The sequence below is a fragment of the Streptomyces sp. TG1A-8 genome (genome assembly GCF_030499535.1).
Taxonomy (GTDB): Bacteria; Actinomycetota; Actinomycetes; order Streptomycetales; family Streptomycetaceae; genus Streptomyces.
In genome coordinates this window covers 4,777,533-4,797,645 of sequence record NZ_JASTLB010000001.1, presented here as the reverse complement: position 1 = coordinate 4,797,645, position 20,113 = coordinate 4,777,533, and the positions used below count along the sequence as shown (strand labels likewise).

Sequence of the window (20,113 nt, the reverse complement as noted above, 5' to 3'; positions counted from 1 at the left end):
ACGTCCCGCCGATTCTCGATGATCTTGGCCGGTTTCCGGGGACAGCGGCCCGGTTGTGGACAACTGCACCACCCGTACGAGTGAACGGGCTCGGGGTGCCGGACGTCAGCGGGAGGAGATGACCACTCCCAGCAGGCCCGGCCCGGTGTGTGCCCCGATCACCGCTCCGACCTCGCTGACGTGCAGCTCGACCAGCCCGGGGACCCGCGCCCGCAGCCGGTCGGCGAGGGCGTGGGCCCGGTCGGGGGCCGTGAGGTGGTGGACGGCGATGTCGACCTCGGCGGCGCCCGCCCGGTCGGCGGCGATCTCCTCCAGCCGGGCGATCGCCCTGGAGGCCGTGCGGACCTTCTCCAGGGGCTCGATACGGCCGCCGTCCAGCTGGAGCAGGGGTTTGACGGCGAGCGCGGAACCGAACAGGGCCTGCGCGGCGCCGATGCGGCCGCCGCGGCGCAGGTAGTCGAGCGTGTCGACGTAGAAGTAGGCGGAGGTGCCGGCGGCCCGCTTCTCGGCGGCCGTCACCGCCTCGTCCGCCGTGCCGCCGGCGTCCGCGGTCTCGGCCGCGGCCAGCGCGCAGAAGCCCAGGGCCATCGCGATCATGCCGGTGTCCACCACCCGCACCGGCACCGGCGCCTCGCGCGCCGCGAGGACCGCCGCGTCGTACGTGCCGGACAGTTCGGCGGACAGGTGCAGGGAGACGATGTCGCTCGCGCCGGCCTCGGCGACCTTGCGGTAGGTCTCCGAGAAGACCTGCGGGCTGGGGCGCGAGGTGGTGACCGGACGCCGTTTCTGCAGTGCCTGGGCCAGGGAGCGGGTCGAGATCTCGGTGCCCTCTTCGAGTGCCTGGTCGCCCAGGACCACGGTCAGGGGGACCGCTGTGATGCCGTGGCGCTCCATCGTCCGCGGCGGCAGGTAGGCCGTTGAATCGGTAACGATCGCGACATGGCGGGACATGAGCTGGAGATTACCTGGCGTAGTGCCCGCGCTGCAGCCCGGCCCCTGCGGCGCGGTGCAGGAGCGGTCCGCTCAGGTGGTGCTCTCGGGGCGCGGCTTCTTCTGCCAGGGGTGGGCCGTCCCGCGCGTCGGCGGAGTGATCGCGGGCGCCGCCGGTTCCCCGGCGGCGCCCTGGGTGCCGGGGGTGTCCGGCCGGGTGCGCCGGTGGGCCGCCGGGGCCTCGGCGGGGACCGGGGCGTCGGGCCACGGCGGGGGCGCCGGGGTGGGCTCGGTCCGCGTCCAGTGCCGCAGGGCGCCCGACTCGACGTCGATCTGGGCGCTGAGGGCGTCCAGGTCGTCGTCGGCGAAGCGATGGCCCCGGTCGTGCGCGGCCCAGCGCAGGGAGTCCGCGGAGCGGGTGATGCGCTCGGTGCGGCGGCGCAGGTCGGGCAGGCGCGCGGCGAGTGCGGACCGGTCCGGCTCGGTCTCCAGGCGCTTGAGCTCGGCGTCCAGCTCGTGGCCGTGGGCGCTGAGCCGCTCGAAGAGGCCGAGGGACTCCTTCAGCGACTCGTCCCGGTGCACGCCCGCGCCCAGCGCGTCCTGGGTGGCGCGCATCGAACTGCGCAGCGAGAGCCGCAGTTGGGCGATCTCCCCGGCCGGGCCCGGCCGCATGGAGGACTTGGCGCGCAGGGTGTGGTCCTCCACCGTGCGGCGGGTCTGGGCGATGGTCCGGTCCACGCCGCGCTTGGCCGCGCCGACCGCCTTGACCACGGCCCACACGCCCAGGCCGGCGAACAGCACGAAGAGCAGGGCGAACACGATGAGCACCACTTCCATTCGCTCCTCCTCCGCCGGGTGCGGCACGGACCGCCGCGCTCTCCACGGTAAACGCTGCGGGCAGGTTCGGGGTTCCGGCGGAACCCCGAACCTGCCCGTAGGTGAACACCCGGACGACCGGCGGGCGGGTCCTCGCCCGTCCGCCGGTCGTCCGGCAGCGCTCGCGGCACCGGTGCGGCCGGCGCCCGGCCGTCAGGCGGGAACGATGTTCACCAGCTTCGGCGCCCGCACGATCACCTTGCGGATGCCCGCGCCGTCCAGCGCCGCGAGGACCTTCTCGTCGGCCAGCGCCACCTTCTCCAGCTCCTCCCCGGAGATGGCCGGCGGCACCTCCAGGCGGGCCTTGACCTTGCCCTTGATCTGCACCACGCAGGTCACGGTCTCGTCCACCACGTACCGCGGGTCGGCGACCGGGAAGTCGTGGTGGACGACCGAGTCGGTGTGGCCCAGCCTGCGCCACAGCTCCTCGGCGATGTGCGGGGCCAGCGGGGCGACCAGCAGCACCAGCGGCTCGGCGACCGGGCGCGGCACCGCGCCGCCGGTCTTGGTCAGGTGGTTGTTCAGCTCGGTGACCTTGGCGATGGCGGTATTGAAGCGCATGCCCTCCAGGTCCTGGCGCACGCCGTCGATCGCCTTGTGCAGGGCGCGCAGCGTCTCCTCGTCGGGCTCGGCGTCGGTGACGGTGACCTCGCCGGTGTTCTCGTCGACGATGTTGCGCCACAGCCGCTGCAGCAGCCGGAACTGGCCGACCACCGCGCGCGTGTCCCACGGGCGCGAGACGTCCAGCGGGCCCATCGCCATCTCGTACAGGCGCAGCGTGTCGGCGCCGTACTCGGCGCAGATCTCGTCCGGGGTGACCGCGTTCTTCAGGGACTTGCCCATCTTGCCCAGCAGGCGGCTGACCTTCTCGCCCTGGTGGTAGTAGGCGCCGTCGCGCTCCTCCACCTCGGCGGCCGGCACCGCGATGCCCCGGCCGTCGCGGTAGACGTAGGCCTGGATCATGCCCTGGTTGAACAGCTTGTGGAACGGCTCCGCGGAGGAGACGTGCCCCAGGTCGTACAGGACCTTGGACCAGAAGCGGGCGTACAGCAGGTGCAGCACGGCGTGTTCGGCGCCGCCGACGTACAGGTCGACGCCGCCGTGCGGCAGGCCCTCGCGCGGGCCCATCCAGTACCGCTCGGTCTCCGGGTCCACCAGCTGCCGGTCGTTGTGCGGGTCCAGGTAGCGGAACTCGTACCAGCAGGACCCGGCCCAGTTGGGCATGGTGTTGGTCTCGCGGCGGTACTTCTTCGGTCCGTCGCCCAGGTCCAGGGTGACGCTGACCCACTCCTCGTTGCGCGACAGGGGGGTCTCGGGCTGGGTGTCGGCGTCGTCCGGGTCGAAGGTGCGCGGGCTGTAGTCCTCCACCTCCGGCAGTTCCAGCGGCAGCATCGACTCGGGCAGCGCGTGGGCGACGCCGTCCTCGTCGTAGACGATCGGGAAGGGCTCGCCCCAGTAGCGCTGGCGGCTGAACAGCCAGTCGCGCAGCCGGAAGTTGACGGTGCCCTCGCCGATGCCCCGCTGCTCCAGCCACCGGGTGACGCGGACCTTGGCCTCGGCGACGCCCAGGCCGTCCAGGGAGACCTCGTCGTTGGCGGAGTTGACGATCCTCGCGTCGTACGCGGCGAAGGCGTCCTGCCAGACCGACGTGTCGGTGCCGCGGCCGTCGGTCGGCTCGACCACGCAGCGGATCGGCAGCTCGAAGGCGCGGGCGAACTCGAAGTCGCGGGTGTCGTGCGCCGGGACGGCCATGATCGCGCCGGTGCCGTAGCCCGTCAGGACGTAGTCGGCGATGAAGACCGGGACCGGCTCGCCGTTGACCGGGTTGGTCGCGTACGCGCCGATGAAGACGCCGGTCTTGTCCTTGGCCTCGGCCTGCCGCTCGACGTCGGACTTGGCGGCGGCCTGCGCGCGGTAGGCGGCGACGGCCTCGGCCGGGCTCGCGTGACCGCCGGTCCACACCTCGTGGGTGCCCTCCGGCCAGGTCTGCGCGGTGAACTTCTCGACCAGCGGGTGCTCCGGCGCCAGCACCATGTAGGTCGCGCCGAACAGGGTGTCCGGGCGGGTGGTGAAGACGGTGATGCGCTCGCCGTCGATCGGGAAGTCGACGCGGGCGCCCTCGGAGCGGCCGATCCAGTTGCGCTGCTGCAGCTTGATGGCCTCGGGCCAGTCCAGCTCCTCCAGGTCCTCCAGCAGCCGGTTGGCGTAGGCGGTGATGCGCATGTTCCACTGGCGCAGCTTGGCCTTGAACACGGGGAAGTTGCCGCGCTCGGAACGCCCGTCGGCGGTGACCTCCTCGTTGGCCAGCACGGTGCCCAGGCCGGGGCACCAGTTGACCGGCGCGTCGGAGGCGTAGGCCAGGCGGTACTCGCCCAGCACGTCGGCGCGTTCGGCGGCGCTCAGCTCGCTCCACGCGCGCGTGGTGCCCGGCACGGCACGCTCACCGGACTCGAAGCGGGCGACCAGCTCGGAGATCGGACGGGCCTTCTTCGCCTCCTCGTCGTACCAGGAGTTGAAGATCTGCAGGAAGATCCACTGGGTCCACTTGTAGTACGCCGGGTCGATCGTGGCGAACGACCGGCGCTTGTCGTGGCCGAGGCCCAGCCGGCGCAGCTGGGCCTTCATGTTCTCGATGTTGGCCTCGGTGGACACGCGCGGGTGCGTGCCGGTCTGCACGGCGTACTGCTCGGCGGGCAGGCCGAACGCGTCGAAGCCCAGGGTGTGCAGGACGTTGTGGCCGGTCATGCGCTGGAAGCGCGCGAAGACGTCGGTGGCGATGTAGCCCAGGGGGTGGCCGACGTGCAGGCCCGCACCGGAGGGGTACGGGAACATGTCCATGATGAATTTCTTGGGCTTCGCGGCCAGCGCCGGATCGCCGGCCAGGTCGCCCCGCGGGTTCGGCGCCGCATAGGTGCCCTCGGCGTCCCAGAAGTCCTGCCAGCGTGCCTCGATCTCGGCTGCCACGGCGGCCGTGTAGCGGTGCGGCGCGGCCGCCTCGGCGGTGGCAGCGGGGTTCGTCTCGCTCATGATCCTCAAAGCTCCATCGATCGTCTTTGCCTGCGGAAACGAAAAAACCCCTCGCACAGGAGGGGACGCCGCGCCGATGCCGGCCACACGGCACAACCGGTGGTCGGTACTGATCAGCGCGGCCCGCTAAGCAGAAGGCGTACGGCACGCATGGCGCTAGGGTACCGCAGGGCTTGAGCAAGCCGCGACGCGCGTCCGTACGTCTGGGGGACATGTCAGCACGCCCCGCCGGAGCCGGATCCGGGTCGAGGATTACTTCGCGTAACAACCCCTAAGGGACGCCATACCGGGTGCATTGTCCTTTGGCGACAACGCGATAACCCAAATCCCGTACCGATCGGTATGGCGCCGCTTAGAGTCCGGCAGCGGGACCGCTTTCCCGAAACTGTTCGGAGTTGCCCCCCATGAACCCTCGTCGTCGTAGCAACAGATCGCTCCCCAAACCGGGCCGGTCGGCCTACGGGGTGGCGTCCACCGTCGTCCTGCTGCTGATACCCGTGGCGGTGCTGGCCGGAGGCAGCCGGTTCCGCGAGTTCCTGAACTTCGGCGCGGGCGTGCTGTCCCTGGTCTCCCTCAGCTGCTCGGTGATCTGGGGCCTGTTCGCCCAGGACCGCATCTTCCTGAACACCCGCCAGCGGATCGTCGGCCAGGCGGTGCACCGCACGACCGCGGTCGCCTCGATCGCGTTCCTGCTGCTGCACATCACCACCAAGATCGCGCTGGATCACACCCGGCTGGTCGCCGCGGTGGTCCCGTTCTCGCTCGGCGTCACCGGAAGCGCCGGTCTGATCGGCCTGGGCTCCCTGGCCGGCCTGCTGATGACCTTCGTCGGCGTCACCGGCGCCCTGCGCGGCAACTTCGCCGCCCCGGCCCCCGTCGCGGCCCGCTGGCGGGCCATGCACATGCTGGCCTACCCCGCCTGGTGCGCGGCCCTCGTCCACGGCCTCTACGCGGGCCGCCAGGCCAAGCCGGTGTTCGTGATCCTCTACAGCCTGTCCCTGCTGGGCGTCATGGGCGCCCTCGCGCTGCGCTCCGCGCCGCGGCCGGTCAAGCGCAAGATCGCCGACCGGCTCGTCGCCCTCCTGGGCAGCTCCGGGCGGCCGGGGCGCGAGGAACCGGCCGCGAGCCGCTCCCGGACCGCCGGGTCCGCCCCGCCGGGCTTCGAGGGCCGGCGCGGCCGGCGGCCGGCGGCCGGCCCGGCGGCCCCGCCGTCCGCGCCGGCGTACCGGCCCCCCGCCGCGGAGCCGGCGGCCGGCTTCGCGGCCGCCTACCGCGCGGTGGCCATGCCGGGCCCGGCCGGGGAGCCGTTCGCGGCCGGCCGCGCGGACGCGCCGGACACTCGGCCCATGGGGGCGGTCCCGCGCGCGGGGGGTCCCCCGGGCGGCTGGCCGGTCCCGTCCCCGCCGCCGGTCGGCGAGGCCCCGCCGCCGGTCCACGACCCGCTCCGGGACACCGGGCACACCGTCCCCGCCCACCGCGGCGCGGGCGCGGGCGGGTACGGCGGAAGTGATGTGTACGACACCGGTGAGACAAACGACCCCTACGGCGCGTACAACGCGGGTGACACGTTCGACAGCGGTCCCGCCGCCGAACCAGCCCCCGGCGCGTCCTTCGACGCACCGGGTTCGGGCGAGCCGTGGAACATGCCTTCCGGAGGCTATAGGTGAACGAGGCCCTGCCCGACGTACCCGAAGTCCGCGTGGTCGGTCTTCCCCAGCTCACGTCGGGTTTCGACCTTGTGGAACGGCTCGACCTGCCCATGCACCTGAAGGTGCACGGGCCGCTGGACCCCCTGGGCGGCGAACAGCTCGCCCAACTGGCCGAGCGCATCAACCTCAGGGGCCGCGGCGGCGCGGGCTTCCCCTTCCACAAGAAGCTGCGCTCGGTCGCCGAGTCGGCGATCAGGCGCGGGGTGCGGCCGGTCGTCGTCGTCAACGGCAGCGAGGACGAGCCGGCCTGCCGCAAGGACACGGTGCTCATCAACCGCGCCCCGCACCTCATCCTGGACGGCGCCCTGCTGTGCGCCGAGGCGCTCGGCGCCCGCACGCTCGTGGTGGGGGTCACCCGGGAGTCCACGCAGCGCTCCATGGAGGCCGCGCTCGCCGAGCGGGGCCTGGGCAACAGCCGCCGGTCGGCACTGCGCGCATGGGTGCAGCGCAATCCGGTGCGCATGGTCACCGGCGCCGCCGCCTCGCTGGTCCGGTCCATCGACGGCGGCCCGGCGATCCCGCCCGGCCGCAAGATCAGCGCCTCGCAGAGCGGGGTCGGCGGGGCCCCCACCCTGCTGTCGAACGCGGAGACGTTCGCGCAGCTCGCCATCGCCGCCCGCATCGGCCCGGAGCGCTACGGCAACACCGGCCTGTACGACGAGCCGGGCACCGTCATGCTCACGGTCTCCGGCGCGGTCGCCCGCCCGATGGTGATCGAGGTCCCGACGGGCGTGCCGCTGCGCTACATCCTGCAGCTGGCCGGCGCCCCGCCGGTTCCGCAGGGTGTGCTGACCGGCGGATACCACGGCAAGTGGATCGACGCGGCGACCGTCGACGAGGCGGTCGTCTCGCGCAATTCCCTGGACGCGGTGGGCGGTTCGCTGGGCGCGGGCGCGATCCTGCCGATCGGCCAGGAGACCTGCCCGCTGGGCGAGTCGCTGCGGGTCGCGCAGTGGCTGGCCGAGGAGAGCGCGGGCCAGTGCGGCCCCTGCTACCTGGGACTCCCGGCCGCCGCGCGCGGCATGGAGGACATCCTCGACGGCGGCGGGCCGGCCGCCCTGGAGGCGCTGAAGCAGGTCGCGAAGAACGTGAAGCGGCGCGGGGCGTGTTCGCACCCGGACGGCTCCGCGATGTTCCTGGAATCGACGATCAAGGCGTTCACCGACGACCTGGCCGCGCACGTCCTCGGCAACGGCTGCGGACGGCCCGTGCAGGGCGTCCTGCCGCTCTTCGAGGGGGGCAGGGCCCCCACGGGCGTCCCGGGCGGCGGAGAGCCGGAGGAGGCCGGCGGCAGCCGCCAGAAGATCTACGTCGACTGGACGCTGTGCCGGGGCCACGGCCTGTGCGCGGACATCCTCCCGGAGGTCTTCGAGCTGGGCGCGGACGGTTTCCCCACCGTCGCCCAGGCGAAGGTGCCGCGCTACGCGGAGGCGAAGGCGCTGCGCGCGGTGCGCCGCTGCCCGGCGCTCGCGCTGCGCATCGAGGAGGACACGCGCGCGCAGGCGCCGTCCCGCAACCTGCCGGTCCTCTCCCAGGGCCGCGGCCGCCGCGCCCTGGGCCGCTGAGCACACGGCCGGCGGGCCGTCCGGCGCGGACGCCCCGCCGGCCCACCGCGCCCGGGACGTCTCGGAACGCGTCCCGAACACGCCGAAGGCGGACCGTCCGGTGGACGGTCCGCCTTCGACTTCCGTGGAGCTAAGGAGAATTGAACTCCTGACCTCCTGCATGCCATGCAGGCGCTCTACCAACTGAGCTATAGCCCCTCGCGGTCATGCGGCGAAGCCGCCTGCCGTTCGTTCCGCCCGGTTTCCCCGGCGGCGACGCCAACATTACACGGTCACCCGGGTGCGGTACCAAATCGGTTTCCGCTCTGCCCCCGAACAGACACTATGTCGGTTTCGGGGGCCGGTCGCGTCACGCCGTGACGAAGGAGTAGAACCTCTTGAGCGTGCAGTGCTCCTCGAGCAGGCGGCCGTAGATCGGCTCGCCCTCCAGCTCGCGGTAGGTCTCGATCGGGTCGCCTTTTATGACCAGCGCCCGCGCGCACTCCTCGCACCAGTACTGGTAGTCGGGATTGACCGGTTCCATGTCGCGGACGATCGGCGTACCGCTCCCGCACCAGTCGCACTTTCGCCTGTGTGCACCCATTGATCAGCTCCAGCTGTGGCCGCAGGCCGTGCACACGTAAGAGATTCCGCCGTTGTCGCCGAGGACCTGCGCCACGTCGGCGGAACCGCAGGAAGGGCAGCTGAGCCGGGTGGCCGTGTCCCGTATCAACGCCGCACCGAGGAGGTGGCCGACCTCCTCGAGGATGCTCGCAGGCATCGCTACTCCCTCCCGTCGGGCCGCGCTCCCTTCCGGCCGTTTGATTCTGCCACGGCCGGGCCGATACGGTCAGCGACGCCTCAGTACCAGTCCGGACACGGCTCCCGCCGGGGCCGTCGCGGTCGGTGCCCGCGCGACCACCGGGAACGCCTCCGTAGAGGTATACGCCCGCGGGACCCCGGATGACTCAGGGCGGCCCGGAAGAGCGTGTCGGACACCGCGCCCCGCGCGGCCGGCGGCGGAAGAGGGGGCGTCGGAGCTGCCGGGGTGAAACGCAGAGGATCCCGCCCCTGGAGGGACGGGATCCTCAACACCGGTCCTCGACGACTCAATGGAGTGTCGACCAGTGGAGCTAAGGAGAATTGAACTCCTGACCTCCTGCATGCCATGCAGGCGCTCTACCAACTGAGCTATAGCCCCTGGTGTTCTTCCCGCTCGGCGGGGCGAACAAGAGGAACTTTAGCCTGCGACCTGCCGGAAAGTGAAATCCGGGCCCGGCACCGGGAGCGTCGGGTTTCGGCGGGCTCAGTCGTCGTCGCCGAGGACGGGCTCCGGGAGGGTGCCCGCGTTGTGCTCCAGCAGGCGCCAGCCGCGGGCGCCCTCGCCGAGCACGGACCAGCAGCAGTTGGAGAGGCCGCCGAAGCTCTCCCAGTGCTGTGCCTCCAGGCCGAGGAGACGGCCGATGGTGGTGCGGATGGTGCCGCCGTGGCTGACGACGACGAGCGTGCCGTCCTCGGGCAGTTTCTCGGCGTGCCGCAGCACGACGGGGGCGGCGCGGTCGGCGACCTCGGTCTCCAGTTCGCCGCCGCCGCGGCGGATGGCCTCGCCGCGCTTCCAGGCGGCGTACTCCTCGCCGTGGCGGGCGATGATCTCCTCGTGCGTCAGCCCCTGCCAGACACCCGCGTAGGTCTCGCGCAGACCTTCCTCGCGGGTGACGTCGAGGCCGGTCAGGGCGGCCAGTTCGGCGGCCGTGCGCACGGCCCGCTGCAGGTCGGAGGAGACGATCGCGTCGGGGCGCAGGGAGGCGAGCAGCCGGGCGGCACGGCGGGCCTGCCCGACGCCGGTCCCGGTCAGTTCGACGTCCGTGGTGCCCTGGAAGCGGCGCTCCACGTTCCACGCGGTCTGGCCGTGCCGCCACAGGATGACGCGGCGGCCGCGGCGCCGCTCGCCGCTCGCCTCGCCGGTGGCGCCCATCACCACGCTCCGCCCTGGCCGTCGGCGTCCTCGGCGGCCTGCAGCCGGGCGTGCTCCTCGGCCTTGCCGCGGGTGGCCCTGGCGTCGGCGGGCAGGTCGAGCTCGGGGCAGTCCTTCCACAGCCGCTCCAGGGCGTAGAAGACCCGCTCCTCGCTGTGCTGGACGTGGACGACGATGTCGACGTAGTCGAGCAGGATCCAGCGGGACTCGCGGTCGCCCTCGCGGCGGACCGGCTTGGCGCCGCGGTCCTTCAGCAGGCGCTCCTCGATCTCGTCGACGATGGCCTTGACCTGGCGGTCGTTCGGCGCGGAGGCCAGCAGGAAGGCGTCCGTGATCGACAGGACGTCGCTGACGTCGTAGGCGATGACGTCGTGGGCGAGCTTGTCGGCAGCCGCCTGGGCGGCGGTGTGGATGAGCTCAAGGGAACGGTCGGTGGCGGTCACTACATGGCTTTCCGTCGGCGGTCACTTGGCACCAAGGGTCTCACGGACCGCCGGGCCCGCCCCACGTGACGGCGTCCGCACACGGGGCGGGCCCGGCGGTCAGGAGGCGGGCCGGTAGTCCTGGCCGAGGACGACCAGGACGTCGGCGCCGGAGGAGACCGTGCCCCTGGCCACGGAGCCGGCGGGCAGGCCGAGGGTCTTGGCGACCTCGGTGGCCTTCTCCCTGCCGGCGGGGTCGGGGTAGAGCACCCGGGAGGCGGCCCGGGTGCCGGCGGTGCCGCCCTCCAGGAAGGTGAAGCCGCCGTTGAGGAGGACCACGCGGGCCTTCTCGGTGTCGTCCCTGACGCCGGTGGCGTTCTCGACGGAGACCCGGACCGCCGAGCCCGCGTCGGGGCTCCTGGCGGTGCCGCCGAGGACGTCCTTGACCACGCTGTCGCTGGTCCGGGCGCTCAGCGTGCCGTCGGACCGCACGGGCAGCAGGGTCGTCCTGTAGTCGCCGCCCTTGGCGCGGTCGGCGAGCCTGGCGAGGAAGGCGCCGAGGTCCTTGTCGGTCAGCGGCGGGTCGAGGATCTGCGCGAGGGTCTGCACGGTGGTCGTGGCGTCGGCCGGGTCGGAGGAGATCTTGCGCAGTACGCCCTGCATGACCTGGCCGAACCGCTCCAGCTGGGCGTTCTGGGATTCGCCGGCGGCGCGGTAGGTGGCGTAGGCGACGGCCATCTTGCCGCTGAGGGTCTGGTCCGTGCCCCGGTGGACGAGGAGGGTGGTGCCCTTCCCCTTGGCGTCCGGGTCGGGTACGTCGGCGTCGGTGTCGATGTCGATGTCGCCGACCAGGTCGACGAGGTTCTGCAGGTAGGGGGTGTCCAGCCGCCAGGTGCCCTGGATGTCGGTGCCGAGGACGGTGTCGAGCTGGTCGCGGGTGCCGGAGGCGCCGTCGTCGTCGACCGACTTGGCGAGGGTCGTGGTGGTGCCGTCGTCGCCGGTCAGCGCGAGGGAGTTGGGCAGCAGGACGGTGCTGCCCCGCTTGGTGGTGGCGTTGTCCACCAGCAGCACGGTGGAGGTGTCGCTCCTGCCGGTGTCGTGCAGGTGGACGACGATCACGTCGCGCTTCTGGGCGCCCGCCGCCGTGGTGCCGGTCCTGCCGCCGGAGGAGGACAGGCCGGGCAGCTTCCCGGCGTACCAGAGCCAGCCGAGGCCGGCGACGGCGACGAGGGCGAGGGCGACGAGCAGGGCGGTGATCCGGCCGCGGGCGCGGCGGCGGGCCTCCTCGCGGCGCTCGGTGCGGTTCTCGGTGAACTTCAGCCAGTCGATGACGTCCTCGGAGTCGCCGTCCGGTTCCTCCACGAAGGCGAACTGCTCGGTGCGGTACTCCTCCTCGGCCGCGGGCTGCCGCTCCCCGGCGTCCTGCGGGACCCCCGCCTCCTGCGCGGGGCCGGTCTGCTGCGGGATGCGGGCGCTTCGCCCGGCGCCGGGCTGCTGCTGCCCGCCGTCGGCCGCCTGCCCGTAGGGGTCGTAAGGGCCGGCCGGGATCTGGGTGCCCTGGTGGTACGGGTCGGCCGGATCCTGGGTGCCCTGGTGGTACGGGTCGTACGGGCCCTGGGTGCCCTGGTGGTACGGGTCGTACGGGCCCTGCGTGCCCTGGTGGTACGGGTCGTACGGGCCCTGGGCGGCGTAGGGGTCGTGGGCGGGGGCGGCCTGCTGCCGACCGCTGCCGTAGGGGTCGTGGTGCGGCGCCGGCTGCTGCGGGTCGGCGGCGTGGGGGTCGTAGCCGTAGGCCTGCTGCTGGGCGTACGGGTCGTAGGCCGCCTGCGGGGTCCGCTGCGCCGGGACCTGCCGGTACACGGGCTGCCCGTACGCGTCGTAGCCGACGAGTTCGTACGGGTCCGCGCCGTGTCCCGGGCCCTGGTCCGCCCCGTGTCCCGCGTCGTGTCGGTCGTTCACCGGTGCCCCTCTCGGTTCACTCGCCGCGGTACAGCTCGCGCTTGTCGATGTAGCGCACCACTCCGTCCGGCACCATGTACCAGATGGGGTCGCCCTTGGCGACTCGCGCACGGCAGTCGGTGGAGGAGATGGCGAGCGCGGGCACCTCGACGAGGGAGACGCCGTCCTCCGGGAGGCCGGGGTTGCTCAGCTGGTGGCCGGGACGGGTGACGCCGATGAAGTGCGCGAGGGAGAACAGTTCCTCCGAGTCGCGCCAGGTCAGCAGCTGGGCGAGGGCGTCGGCGCCGGTGATGAAGAACAGGTCGGTGTCGGGGTTGAGGGCGCGCAGGTCGCGCAGGGTGTCCACGGTGTAGGTGGGGCCGCCGCGGTCGATGTCGATGCGGCTGACGGAGAACTGGGGGTTCTCGGCGGTCGCGATGACCGTCATCAGGTAGCGGTCCTCGGCCGGGGAAACCGCGCGGTGGGACTTCTGCCACGGCTGGCCGGTGGGCACGAAGACCACCTCGTCCAGCTGGAAGCGTGCGGCGACCTCGCTCGCGGCCACCAGGTGCCCGTGGTGCACCGGGTCAAACGTCCCGCCCATGACGCCGAGGCGGCGCTTGCCCGCGTGGACGGGGCCGTGGCCCGGCCCTGCGGCCGGCTTCCGTACCGTGCCGGCCGTCGCGGGGGCGTTGTCCCGGGCGTCGGCGGCGTGCGCGGCCGTTTCCTCCGCCGGACCGGTAGGCATGTCCTGCTCTCCCATGCGTGCAGACCCTACCGGCCCGGCCTGCGGGTTCCGGCCGCCGGGGACGGACTCCCGCTCTCCCGGTCAGCGGTCGCGGTTGAAGCGGGTGGTGATCCACAGCAGGAGCAGCAGGACGATCAGGGCGCCGCCGCCGGTGACGGCCGGGTTCAGGCTGTTGTGGTGGCCGCCTCGCTCCTCGCCCTCGGCGGCGAGGGTGACCAACTGGGCAGCGGTGCTGTGGAAGCTCATCTTCGGCAGGACCTATCGCGTGTGGGCGGGATAAAGATGTCGGCCCATCGTAAGCGGGCGGCCCCGCGCCGCCCACGCCGACTCCGCCGTTGGGGACGGCGGAGTGCCGGACGGGGCCGCGGGGGAACCTCCGCCGCCCGTCAGTCGTCCTTCCGTCCGTAGCCGCGCAGCAGGAACCAGGCGGTCAGTGCGCAGCCGAGGACCATCACGACCAGGACGATCCGGAGCAGGCTCCCCGATCCGTGCTGCTGGACGGCGGCTGCGGCGGCCTCGGTCAGCCGGGCGGCTGCAGGGCGGTGCTCCATGACGTGGGCTCCTTCGGCTGTACTGCCCGTCCACGGTATCTCCGCCTAGGCTGGAGCCCGCCTCGGGGGCACTCACGACGCACATGGGGGACGACATGTCCGACGACGGCCACGAGCAGACCGGACGCGAGGGCGTGCCGGGCGGGCGGCGCAGGCGGTTTCCCGGGATCTCCTCGCGCGCGTACGAGCATCCGGCCGACCGGTCGGCCCTGGTGGCACTGCGCAGGCTGAGCGGTTTCGACACCGTCTTCAAGGCGCTGAGCGGGCTGCTGCCGGAGCGGAGCCTGCGGCTGCTGTTCCTGTCCGACTCGGTGCGCGTCTCGGAGCGGCAGTTCGCGCACCTGCACCGCATGCTGCTGGACGCCTGCCACATCCTGGACCTGGAGAAGGTCCCGCCGATGTACGTCAGCCAGGACCCGCGGCCGGACGCGATGTGCATCGGGCTGGACGAGCCGGTCATCGTGGTCACCACGGGGCTGGTCGAGCTGCTCGACGAGGAGGAGATGCGGGCGGTCGTCGGGCACGAGGTGGGGCACGCCCTGTCCGGGCACGCGGTGTACCGCACGGTCCTGCTGTTCCTGACGACCCTGGCGCTGAAGGTCGCCTGGATCCCGCTGGGCAACGTCGCGGTCATGGCGATCGTGACGGCGCTGCGGGAGTGGTTCCGCAAGTCGGAGCTGTCGGCGGACCGGGCGGGGCTGCTGGTCGGCCAGGACCTGCGGGCCTCGATGCGCGGCCTGATGAAGATCGCGGGTGGCAACCACCTGCACGAGATGAACGTGGACGCCTTCCTGGAGCAGGCCGAGGAGTACGAGTCCGGGGGCGACCTGCGCGACTCCGTGCTGAAGATCCTCAACGTGCTGCCCCGCTCGCACCCCTTCACCACCGTGCGGGCGGCGGAGCTGAAGAGGTGGGCGGAGTCGCGGGACCACCAGCGGCTCATGGACGGCCACTACCCGCGGCGCGACGAGGACGGGGACGCCCGGGTCGGCGACTCCTTCCGGGAGTCCGCGGCGAGCTACGCGCAGGACGTGAGGGGTTCGAAGGACCCGCTGATGAAGCTGGTCTCGGACCTCGCGGGCGGTGCCGGCGACCTGGGCAGCCGGGTGCGCCGCGGCTTCAGCGGCTTCACGAGCCCCGCTCCCCCGAAGGACGGCCGAAAGGACCGCCCGGGGGACGGCCCGGGGGACACGCCGCCCGGCGGCTCGGCGTAACGCACGCCGCCCGGCGGCTCGGCACGGCGTCACGGGGCCCGGTGTGGTGCCGCCCCACCGCTCCCCCGCGGTCCGGTCTCACACCGTCGGCTGCGCTCCGGGGGCCAGCGTCCCGCACAGCGCCGTGGTGCCGTCCGTCGCGAAGGGGTCGGTGCCCGCCGGGCCGCCCGTGCCGGCGCTCTGGCCGGCCAGCAGGGGCCGCAGGTAGGAACTGGTGTCCTCGGCGCAGGACAGCGGGCCGGCCTGGGTGTAGGAGGCGGCCAGCCGGAGCTGGCCGACGCGCAGGTCGTCGCGGTCGAGGCGGAAGGTCAGCTCGCGGCGGACGGTGAGCAGGGACGCGGGCGCGCCGGCGCGGGAGCCGGGCGGGCGCAGGGCGTAGACGAAGGTGGTGTCGGCGGCGACCTCCAGCGTGCCCGGGCCGGTCTCGGTGGCTGCCAGGGTGCCCCGGGTGCGGATCCTGTCGTCGGCCAGTTCCGCGCGGGAGGGGTCGAGGCGGACCAGCCAGCCGGTGGGGGCGTGCCGGCCGTCGGCCGCCGGGTGGTGGACGCTCCGGTCGAACTGGCCGAGCTGGACGGCGTCGATGAGGGCGCGGGCGGGGCCGACCTGGCGCCCGGTGAGCACGTCGGGGTCGAGCGAGGAGCGGACGAGGTAGTTCCTGACGATGTTCAGGGCGGCCGTGACCTGGCTGTAGGAGAAGTGCGCGGTGCTGCGGGAGGCCGGCAGCGGTATGCCCGCGGCGCCGGTCTCGAACTGGGCGGCGGGGCTGTGCTCGTACAGGTACTCGGCGTCGGCGGCTCCGGGCACCCTGCCCTGCGGGGCGAGCGGGATGACGGTCATCCGCAGCGGCTCGGCGGCCCGGTGGGTCTGCGGGGAGCCGTAGGGGTGCCGGACGCCCATGTAGATCGCGGTGACGAAGGCGACGGCGAGGAGCAGGGCGAGGAACAGGACCTGCCGGGTCATTCCGCGGCGCCGGGGCGGGCGGCGGCGCACCGCGGGCGCGTGGTCGGTCATGCGCTCCAGTGCGGAGGACTCCTGGAGGCGGGCAGCGCGGACGAACGACTCGTCGAACACGACGGATCGGTACTCGTCCTCGGCACCTCCGGGGCCGCCCTCGGGTGTCCCCTCCGGTGGGTCTCCAGGCCCGCCCATACTTTCAGAGTAGGTCTCGCGGACGCGGGGTAAACGCTTGGCCGCGCGGCAACTTCTGGCAGGTCCTCATCAGGACGTGCGCCCCGGGCGCTCAGGGGGAGCGGGGGATCGCCGGGACGGCGGGGCGGGACCGGCCGGCCGAGACGGAGGGGTCCGCCGCGCCGCCCTGCTCCGGTCCGGTGGAGGTGGGGGCCGGCACCCGGTCGCGGGTGCCGGGGGAGCCGCTCCGGTAGACCGCGGCGAAGGCCAGCGCGAGCATGCCGATGCCCATGACGAGGGCGAGGAGCCAGGCGACGGGGCGGTGCCAGCGGACCTGTCCGCCGCGGGGGCCGAAGAAGGGGTGGCGGTCGCCGAAGAAGCGGGGGTCGTCCGGGTCGTCGTCGTCCGGATCGTGATCGGGACCGGCACCGTCGGGGCCGCGGACCCCGTTGCAGGGGTCGCCGCCGGGGCGGGCGCGGCGGGCCTCGGCCTCGGAGGCCTCGGCCCGGGCCCGGGCGGCCGCCAGGAGGCGTTCGACGGCGGTCGGCTCGTGCACCACGGCCGCGCGCACGAAGGCCTCGTCGAGGACCACGGAGGCGAACTCGTCGTCCGGCACCCCGTGGTCGTGGTCGTCGTCGGGCTCCCGGCCGTCAGGGAACGGCGTGCCCCCCACGTCCTCCGGCACGGTTCCAGAGTAGACCTGGGGGGTTGATTTGGGCAGACGGTACGGACATTCGTCCATCCGGTGGGGCGCCTTCGCGCCGGGGTGTCAGCGCCGTACGTGCCCGTCGCCGGTGACGACGTACTTCGTACTGGTCAGCTCGGGCAGGCCCATCGGGCCGCGGGCGTGCAGCTTCTGCGTGGAGATGCCGATCTCGGCGCCGAAGCCGAACTGGCCGCCGTCGGTGAAGCGGGTGGAGGCGTTCACGGCGACGGTGGTGGAGTCGACCAGCCGGGTGAAGCGGCGGGCGGCCTGCTGCGAGGTGGTGACGATCGCCTCGGTGTGGCCGGAGGTCCACAGCCGGATGTGCTCGACGGCCTTGTCGAGGGAGTCCACGACGGCGGCGGCGATGTCGTGGGAGAGGTACTCGGTCTCCCAGTCCTCGGGGGTGGCCTCGACCACGGTGGCCCTGGTCCCCTCGGCGTGGGCGAGCACGCGCTCGTCGGCGTGGACGGTGACCCCGGCCTCGGCGAGGGCGTCGAGGGCGCGCGGCAGGAACTCGGCGGCGATGTCCCGGTGGACCAGGAGGGTCTCGGCGGCGTTGCAGACGCTGACCCGCTGGGCCTTGGAGTTGACCAGGATCTCGACGGCCATGTCGATGTCGGCCTGGGCGTCGACGTACACGTGGCAGTTGCCGGTGCCGGTCTCGATGACGGGCACGACGGACTCGTTGACCACGGTCCGGATCAGGGAGGCGCCACCGCGCGGGATGAGGACGTCGACCAGACCGCGGGCCCGCATCAGCTCGCGCACGGACTCGCGGCCCTCGCCGGGCACCAGCTGGACGGCGTCGGCGGGCAGCCCGGCGCCGCCGACGGCGTCGCGGACGACGCGGACCAGGGCGGTGTTGGACGCGTAGGCGGAGGCCGAGCCGCGCAGCAGGACGGCGTTGCCGGACTTCAGGCAGAGCGCGGCGGCGTCGACGGTGACGTTGGGGCGGGCCTCGTAGATGATGCCGACGACGCCGAGCGGGACGCGGACCTGGCGCAGGTCGATGCCGTTGGGCAGGGTGGAGCCGCGGACGACCTCGCCGACCGGGTCGGGCAGCTTCGCGACGTCGCGGACGTCGGAGGCGATGGCGCGGACCCGCTCCGGGGTGAGGGTGAGCCGGTCCACGATGGCCTCGCCGGTGCCGTTCTCCCGCGCCCTGGCCACGTCCTCGGCGTTGGCCGCCACGATCTCGGCCGTGCGGACCTCCAGGGCGTCGGCGATGGCGAGCAGCGCCTCGTCCTTCACGGCGCGCGGGAGCGGCGCGAGGTCGGCGGCGGCGGCCTTGGCCCGGTAGGCGGCCTGGTTGACCGGGGACATCGAGTCGTACGGCGAGAGCGTGGTCATGGGGGGAAGGGTAGTGCGCGGCGCGGGGCCGTTCAGCGGTCGTCCCACAGCGCGAGACGGGGGCAAAACGGGGTGAACCCTTCCGGGGTGCGGAGTCCGGCCGCGGAGCCCGGCCGCGGGGTGCGCCCCGCCGGGTGCCCGGTGGGGGTCAGAAGGGGTGGACGCCCACGGGGGTCGCGGGTGCGGGCCCGTGGCCCTCGGCGATGCGCTGGTGGTAGGTCTCGCGGTCGATGACCTCCAGGCCGACGATCTCCCAGGGCGGCAGACCGGCGCTCTGCCGGTGCTCGCCCCACAGCCGCAGGGCGACGGCGGCCGCGTCGTGCAGGTCGCGGGCCTCCTCCCAGTACCGGATCTCCGCGTGGTCGCCGGCGTACCTGCTGGTGAGCAGGAAGGGGTGGTCGTGGGCGAGCTGTTCCAGGGCCCGCCGCAGGTCCTGCACGGGGACCCTCTTCCCGGAGACGCTGAGGGTGACGTGCCACAGGCGGGGCAGGTCCCCGGGCTGATCGTAGGCGTCCCCGGCCGCGACGCTCGTCAGAGCACCGCGGGACGCCGCCCCCGGGCGCACTCGTCTCACGACGGCCTCCTTCACGCATGGACCCCTTGGCGGACCTGTCCCTCCAACACGTCCCGGAGACAAAGTTGAGCAGGCCGCAGGGCTCCGCGTGGCGGTTTCACGGAACGTCCCCCACCGGGGGCGGTCCGCGCGCCCCGTTTTACGAACGGTTGGCGATCGGTTCGCTCCCGCTACGCGTGCAGGAGCACCAGGTCGTTCCGGTGCACGACCTCGCGTTCGTAGGCCGGGCCCAGCTCGCGCGCCAGCTCGTGGGTCGAACGGCCGATCAGCTGGGGGATCTCCTTGGCGTCGAAGTTGACGAGCCCGCGGGCCACCGCGCGTCCGGCGCCGTCGCGCAGCTCGACGGGGTCGCCGGCGCTGAAGTCGCCCTGGACGGCGGCGATCCCGGCGGGCAGCAGCGACGTGCGTCGTTCGACGACCGCGCGGACGGCGCCGTCGTCCAGGGTCAGGGAGCCGCGCGGGGCGGAGGCGTGCTGGAGCCACAGCAGCCGGTCGGCGGAGCGCTTGCCCGCGGGGTGGAAGTAGGTGCCGGTGTCGCCGCCGGAGAGCGCCTCGGCGGCGTGCACGGCGCTCGTCAGCACCACCGGGATGCCGGCGGCGGCGGCGATGCGGGCGGCCTCGACCTTGGTGACCATGCCGCCGGTGCCGACGCCGGCCTTGCCCGCGCTGCCGATCTCGATGCCCTCCAGGTCGGCGGGGCCCCGCACCTGGGCCACCCGGGAGGTGCCCGGCCTGCCGGGGTCGCCGTCGTAGACGCCGTCGACGTCGGAGAGCAGGACCAGCAGGTCGGCGTGGACGAGGTGGGCGACGAGGGCGGCGAGGCGGTCGTTGTCGCCGAAGCGGATCTCGTCGGTGGCGACGGTGTCGTTCTCGTTGACGATCGGGAGGGCGCCCATGGCGAGCAGCTTGTCGAGGGTGCGCGAGGCGTTGCGGTGGTGGGCGCGGCGGCTCATGTCGTCGCTGGTGAGCAGCACCTGGCCGACGCGAACGCCGTAGCGGGCGAAGGAGGCGGTGTAGCGGGCGACGAGCAGTCCCTGGCCGACGCTGGCGGCGGCCTGCTGGCGGGCCAGGTCCCGGGGGCGGCGGCGCAGGCCGAGCGGGGCGAGTCCGGCGGCGATGGCCCCGGAGGAGACCAACAGGACCTCCCTCTCCCCGCTGCTGCGGCTCTTGGCGAGGACGTCGACCAGCGCGTCGACCCGGTCGGCGTCCAGGCCGCCCGCGGCGGTGGTCAGCGAGGAGGAACCCACCTTGACGACGATCCTGCGGGCCTCGGCCACGGCCTGCCTTGCGCTTGCCACCTTGCCTGCTGTCCCCTCGCGCGGTTACCGGCTGCCTGTGCGGCAATCTACGCGAACGGGGCCGCGCGGCGCGCACCGGTCCACCCCCCGGACACGCGTGACAGTAGCCGCGCGCTCACGCTG

General features: G+C 73.3%; 19 protein-coding genes and 2 tRNA genes. 3 read left to right on the top strand and 18 right to left on the bottom strand.

The window, feature by feature from the left end; genetic code table 11:
* Positions 1-105: 105 nt before the first annotated feature.
* From QQY24_RS21000 to leuS, 3 genes are all read right to left on the bottom strand, one after another.
* The gene (locus QQY24_RS21000) at positions 106-951 is read right to left on the bottom strand and encodes a DegV family protein (RefSeq protein ID WP_301974245.1); all 846 of its coding nucleotides are present in this window, start codon (positions 949-951) and stop codon (positions 106-108) included.
* 72 nt (positions 952-1,023) lie between these two features.
* Complete coding sequence (locus QQY24_RS20995; RefSeq protein ID WP_301974244.1) at positions 1,024-1,767, bottom strand: hypothetical protein; 744 nt, start codon at positions 1,765-1,767, stop codon at positions 1,024-1,026.
* A 192-nt stretch (positions 1,768-1,959) separates the two neighbouring features.
* The gene (gene leuS / locus QQY24_RS20990; protein ID WP_301974243.1) at positions 1,960-4,833 is read right to left on the bottom strand and encodes a leucine--tRNA ligase; all 2,874 of its coding nucleotides are present in this window, start codon (positions 4,831-4,833) and stop codon (positions 1,960-1,962) included.
* Between the two features lie 404 nt (positions 4,834-5,237).
* Between leuS and QQY24_RS20985 the strand changes: the two genes are divergently transcribed.
* Together QQY24_RS20985 and QQY24_RS20980 are read left to right on the top strand one after the other, a co-directional pair.
* Positions 5,238-6,500, top strand: coding sequence for a cytochrome b/b6 domain-containing protein (locus tag QQY24_RS20985; RefSeq protein ID WP_301974241.1), 1,263 nt, complete (start codon positions 5,238-5,240; stop codon positions 6,498-6,500).
* Positions 6,497-8,107 (top strand): NADH-quinone oxidoreductase subunit NuoF family protein, encoded by a 1,611-nt coding sequence (locus tag QQY24_RS20980; RefSeq protein ID WP_301974240.1) that lies wholly within the window; start codon positions 6,497-6,499, stop codon positions 8,105-8,107. The genes QQY24_RS20985 and QQY24_RS20980 overlap by 4 nt, the downstream gene beginning before the upstream one ends.
* 125 nt (positions 8,108-8,232) lie before the next feature.
* Here the strand turns inward: QQY24_RS20980 and QQY24_RS20975 are convergent.
* The 10 genes from QQY24_RS20975 to QQY24_RS20930 all read right to left on the bottom strand — a co-directional run bounded on the left by QQY24_RS20975 (position 8,233) and on the right by QQY24_RS20930 (position 13,720).
* Positions 8,233-8,305, bottom strand: a tRNA-Ala gene (locus QQY24_RS20975).
* 151 nt (positions 8,306-8,456) lie between these two features.
* A complete protein-coding gene (locus QQY24_RS20970; protein ID WP_301974239.1) occupies positions 8,457-8,690 on the bottom strand; it encodes a hypothetical protein in 234 nt (77 codons plus the stop codon).
* A gap of 3 nt (positions 8,691-8,693) precedes the next feature.
* Positions 8,694-8,867: a hypothetical protein gene (locus QQY24_RS20965; protein WP_301974238.1), complete on the bottom strand. Its 174-nt coding sequence runs from the start codon at positions 8,865-8,867 to the stop codon at positions 8,694-8,696.
* A 347-nt stretch (positions 8,868-9,214) separates the two neighbouring features.
* A tRNA-Ala gene (locus QQY24_RS20960) sits at positions 9,215-9,287 on the bottom strand.
* A 105-nt stretch (positions 9,288-9,392) separates the two neighbouring features.
* Positions 9,393-10,061: a histidine phosphatase family protein gene (locus tag QQY24_RS20955; protein WP_301974237.1), complete on the bottom strand. Its 669-nt coding sequence runs from the start codon at positions 10,059-10,061 to the stop codon at positions 9,393-9,395.
* Positions 10,061-10,504: a ribosome silencing factor gene (rsfS, locus tag QQY24_RS20950; RefSeq protein WP_301974236.1), complete on the bottom strand. Its 444-nt coding sequence runs from the start codon at positions 10,502-10,504 to the stop codon at positions 10,061-10,063. The genes QQY24_RS20955 and rsfS overlap by 1 nt, the downstream gene beginning before the upstream one ends.
* A 99-nt stretch (positions 10,505-10,603) precedes the next feature.
* Positions 10,604-12,442, bottom strand: coding sequence for an LCP family protein (locus QQY24_RS20945; protein WP_301974234.1), 1,839 nt, complete (start codon positions 12,440-12,442; stop codon positions 10,604-10,606).
* Between the two features lie 16 nt (positions 12,443-12,458).
* The gene (gene nadD, locus QQY24_RS20940) at positions 12,459-13,184 is read right to left on the bottom strand and encodes a nicotinate-nucleotide adenylyltransferase (protein ID WP_301974233.1); all 726 of its coding nucleotides are present in this window, start codon (positions 13,182-13,184) and stop codon (positions 12,459-12,461) included.
* Positions 13,185-13,250: 66 nt separating this feature from the next.
* Entirely contained in the window at positions 13,251-13,415 is a 165-nt protein-coding gene (locus QQY24_RS20935; protein WP_301974232.1) for a hypothetical protein, read from the bottom strand.
* Positions 13,416-13,555: 140 nt separating this feature from the next.
* On the bottom strand, positions 13,556-13,720 hold the full coding sequence (locus tag QQY24_RS20930) for a hypothetical protein (RefSeq protein WP_301974231.1): 165 nt from the start codon (positions 13,718-13,720) through the stop codon (positions 13,556-13,558).
* A 95-nt stretch (positions 13,721-13,815) separates the two neighbouring features.
* On the opposite strand from QQY24_RS20930, the gene QQY24_RS20925 reads away from it, so the two are divergent.
* Complete coding sequence (locus QQY24_RS20925; RefSeq protein WP_301974230.1) at positions 13,816-14,934, top strand: M48 family metallopeptidase; 1,119 nt, start codon at positions 13,816-13,818, stop codon at positions 14,932-14,934.
* A 78-nt stretch (positions 14,935-15,012) separates the two neighbouring features.
* On the opposite strand, the gene QQY24_RS20920 is transcribed toward QQY24_RS20925, so the two are convergent.
* From QQY24_RS20920 to proB, 5 genes are all read right to left on the bottom strand, one after another.
* Positions 15,013-16,083 (bottom strand): hypothetical protein, encoded by a 1,071-nt coding sequence (locus tag QQY24_RS20920; RefSeq protein WP_301974229.1) that lies wholly within the window; start codon positions 16,081-16,083, stop codon positions 15,013-15,015.
* Positions 16,084-16,174: 91 nt separating this feature from the next.
* Complete coding sequence (locus tag QQY24_RS20915) at positions 16,175-16,804, bottom strand: hypothetical protein (protein ID WP_301974228.1); 630 nt, start codon at positions 16,802-16,804, stop codon at positions 16,175-16,177.
* A 27-nt stretch (positions 16,805-16,831) separates the two neighbouring features.
* Positions 16,832-18,118, bottom strand: a complete 1,287-nt coding sequence (locus QQY24_RS20910) for a glutamate-5-semialdehyde dehydrogenase (RefSeq protein ID WP_301974227.1) — start codon at positions 18,116-18,118, stop codon at positions 16,832-16,834.
* Positions 18,119-18,266: 148 nt separating this feature from the next.
* Positions 18,267-18,692: a hypothetical protein gene (locus tag QQY24_RS20905; protein ID WP_301974226.1), complete on the bottom strand. Its 426-nt coding sequence runs from the start codon at positions 18,690-18,692 to the stop codon at positions 18,267-18,269.
* Between the two features lie 170 nt (positions 18,693-18,862).
* Positions 18,863-19,969 (bottom strand): glutamate 5-kinase, encoded by a 1,107-nt coding sequence (gene proB / locus QQY24_RS20900; protein ID WP_301976308.1) that lies wholly within the window; start codon positions 19,967-19,969, stop codon positions 18,863-18,865.
* Positions 19,970-20,113 lie beyond the last annotated feature (144 nt).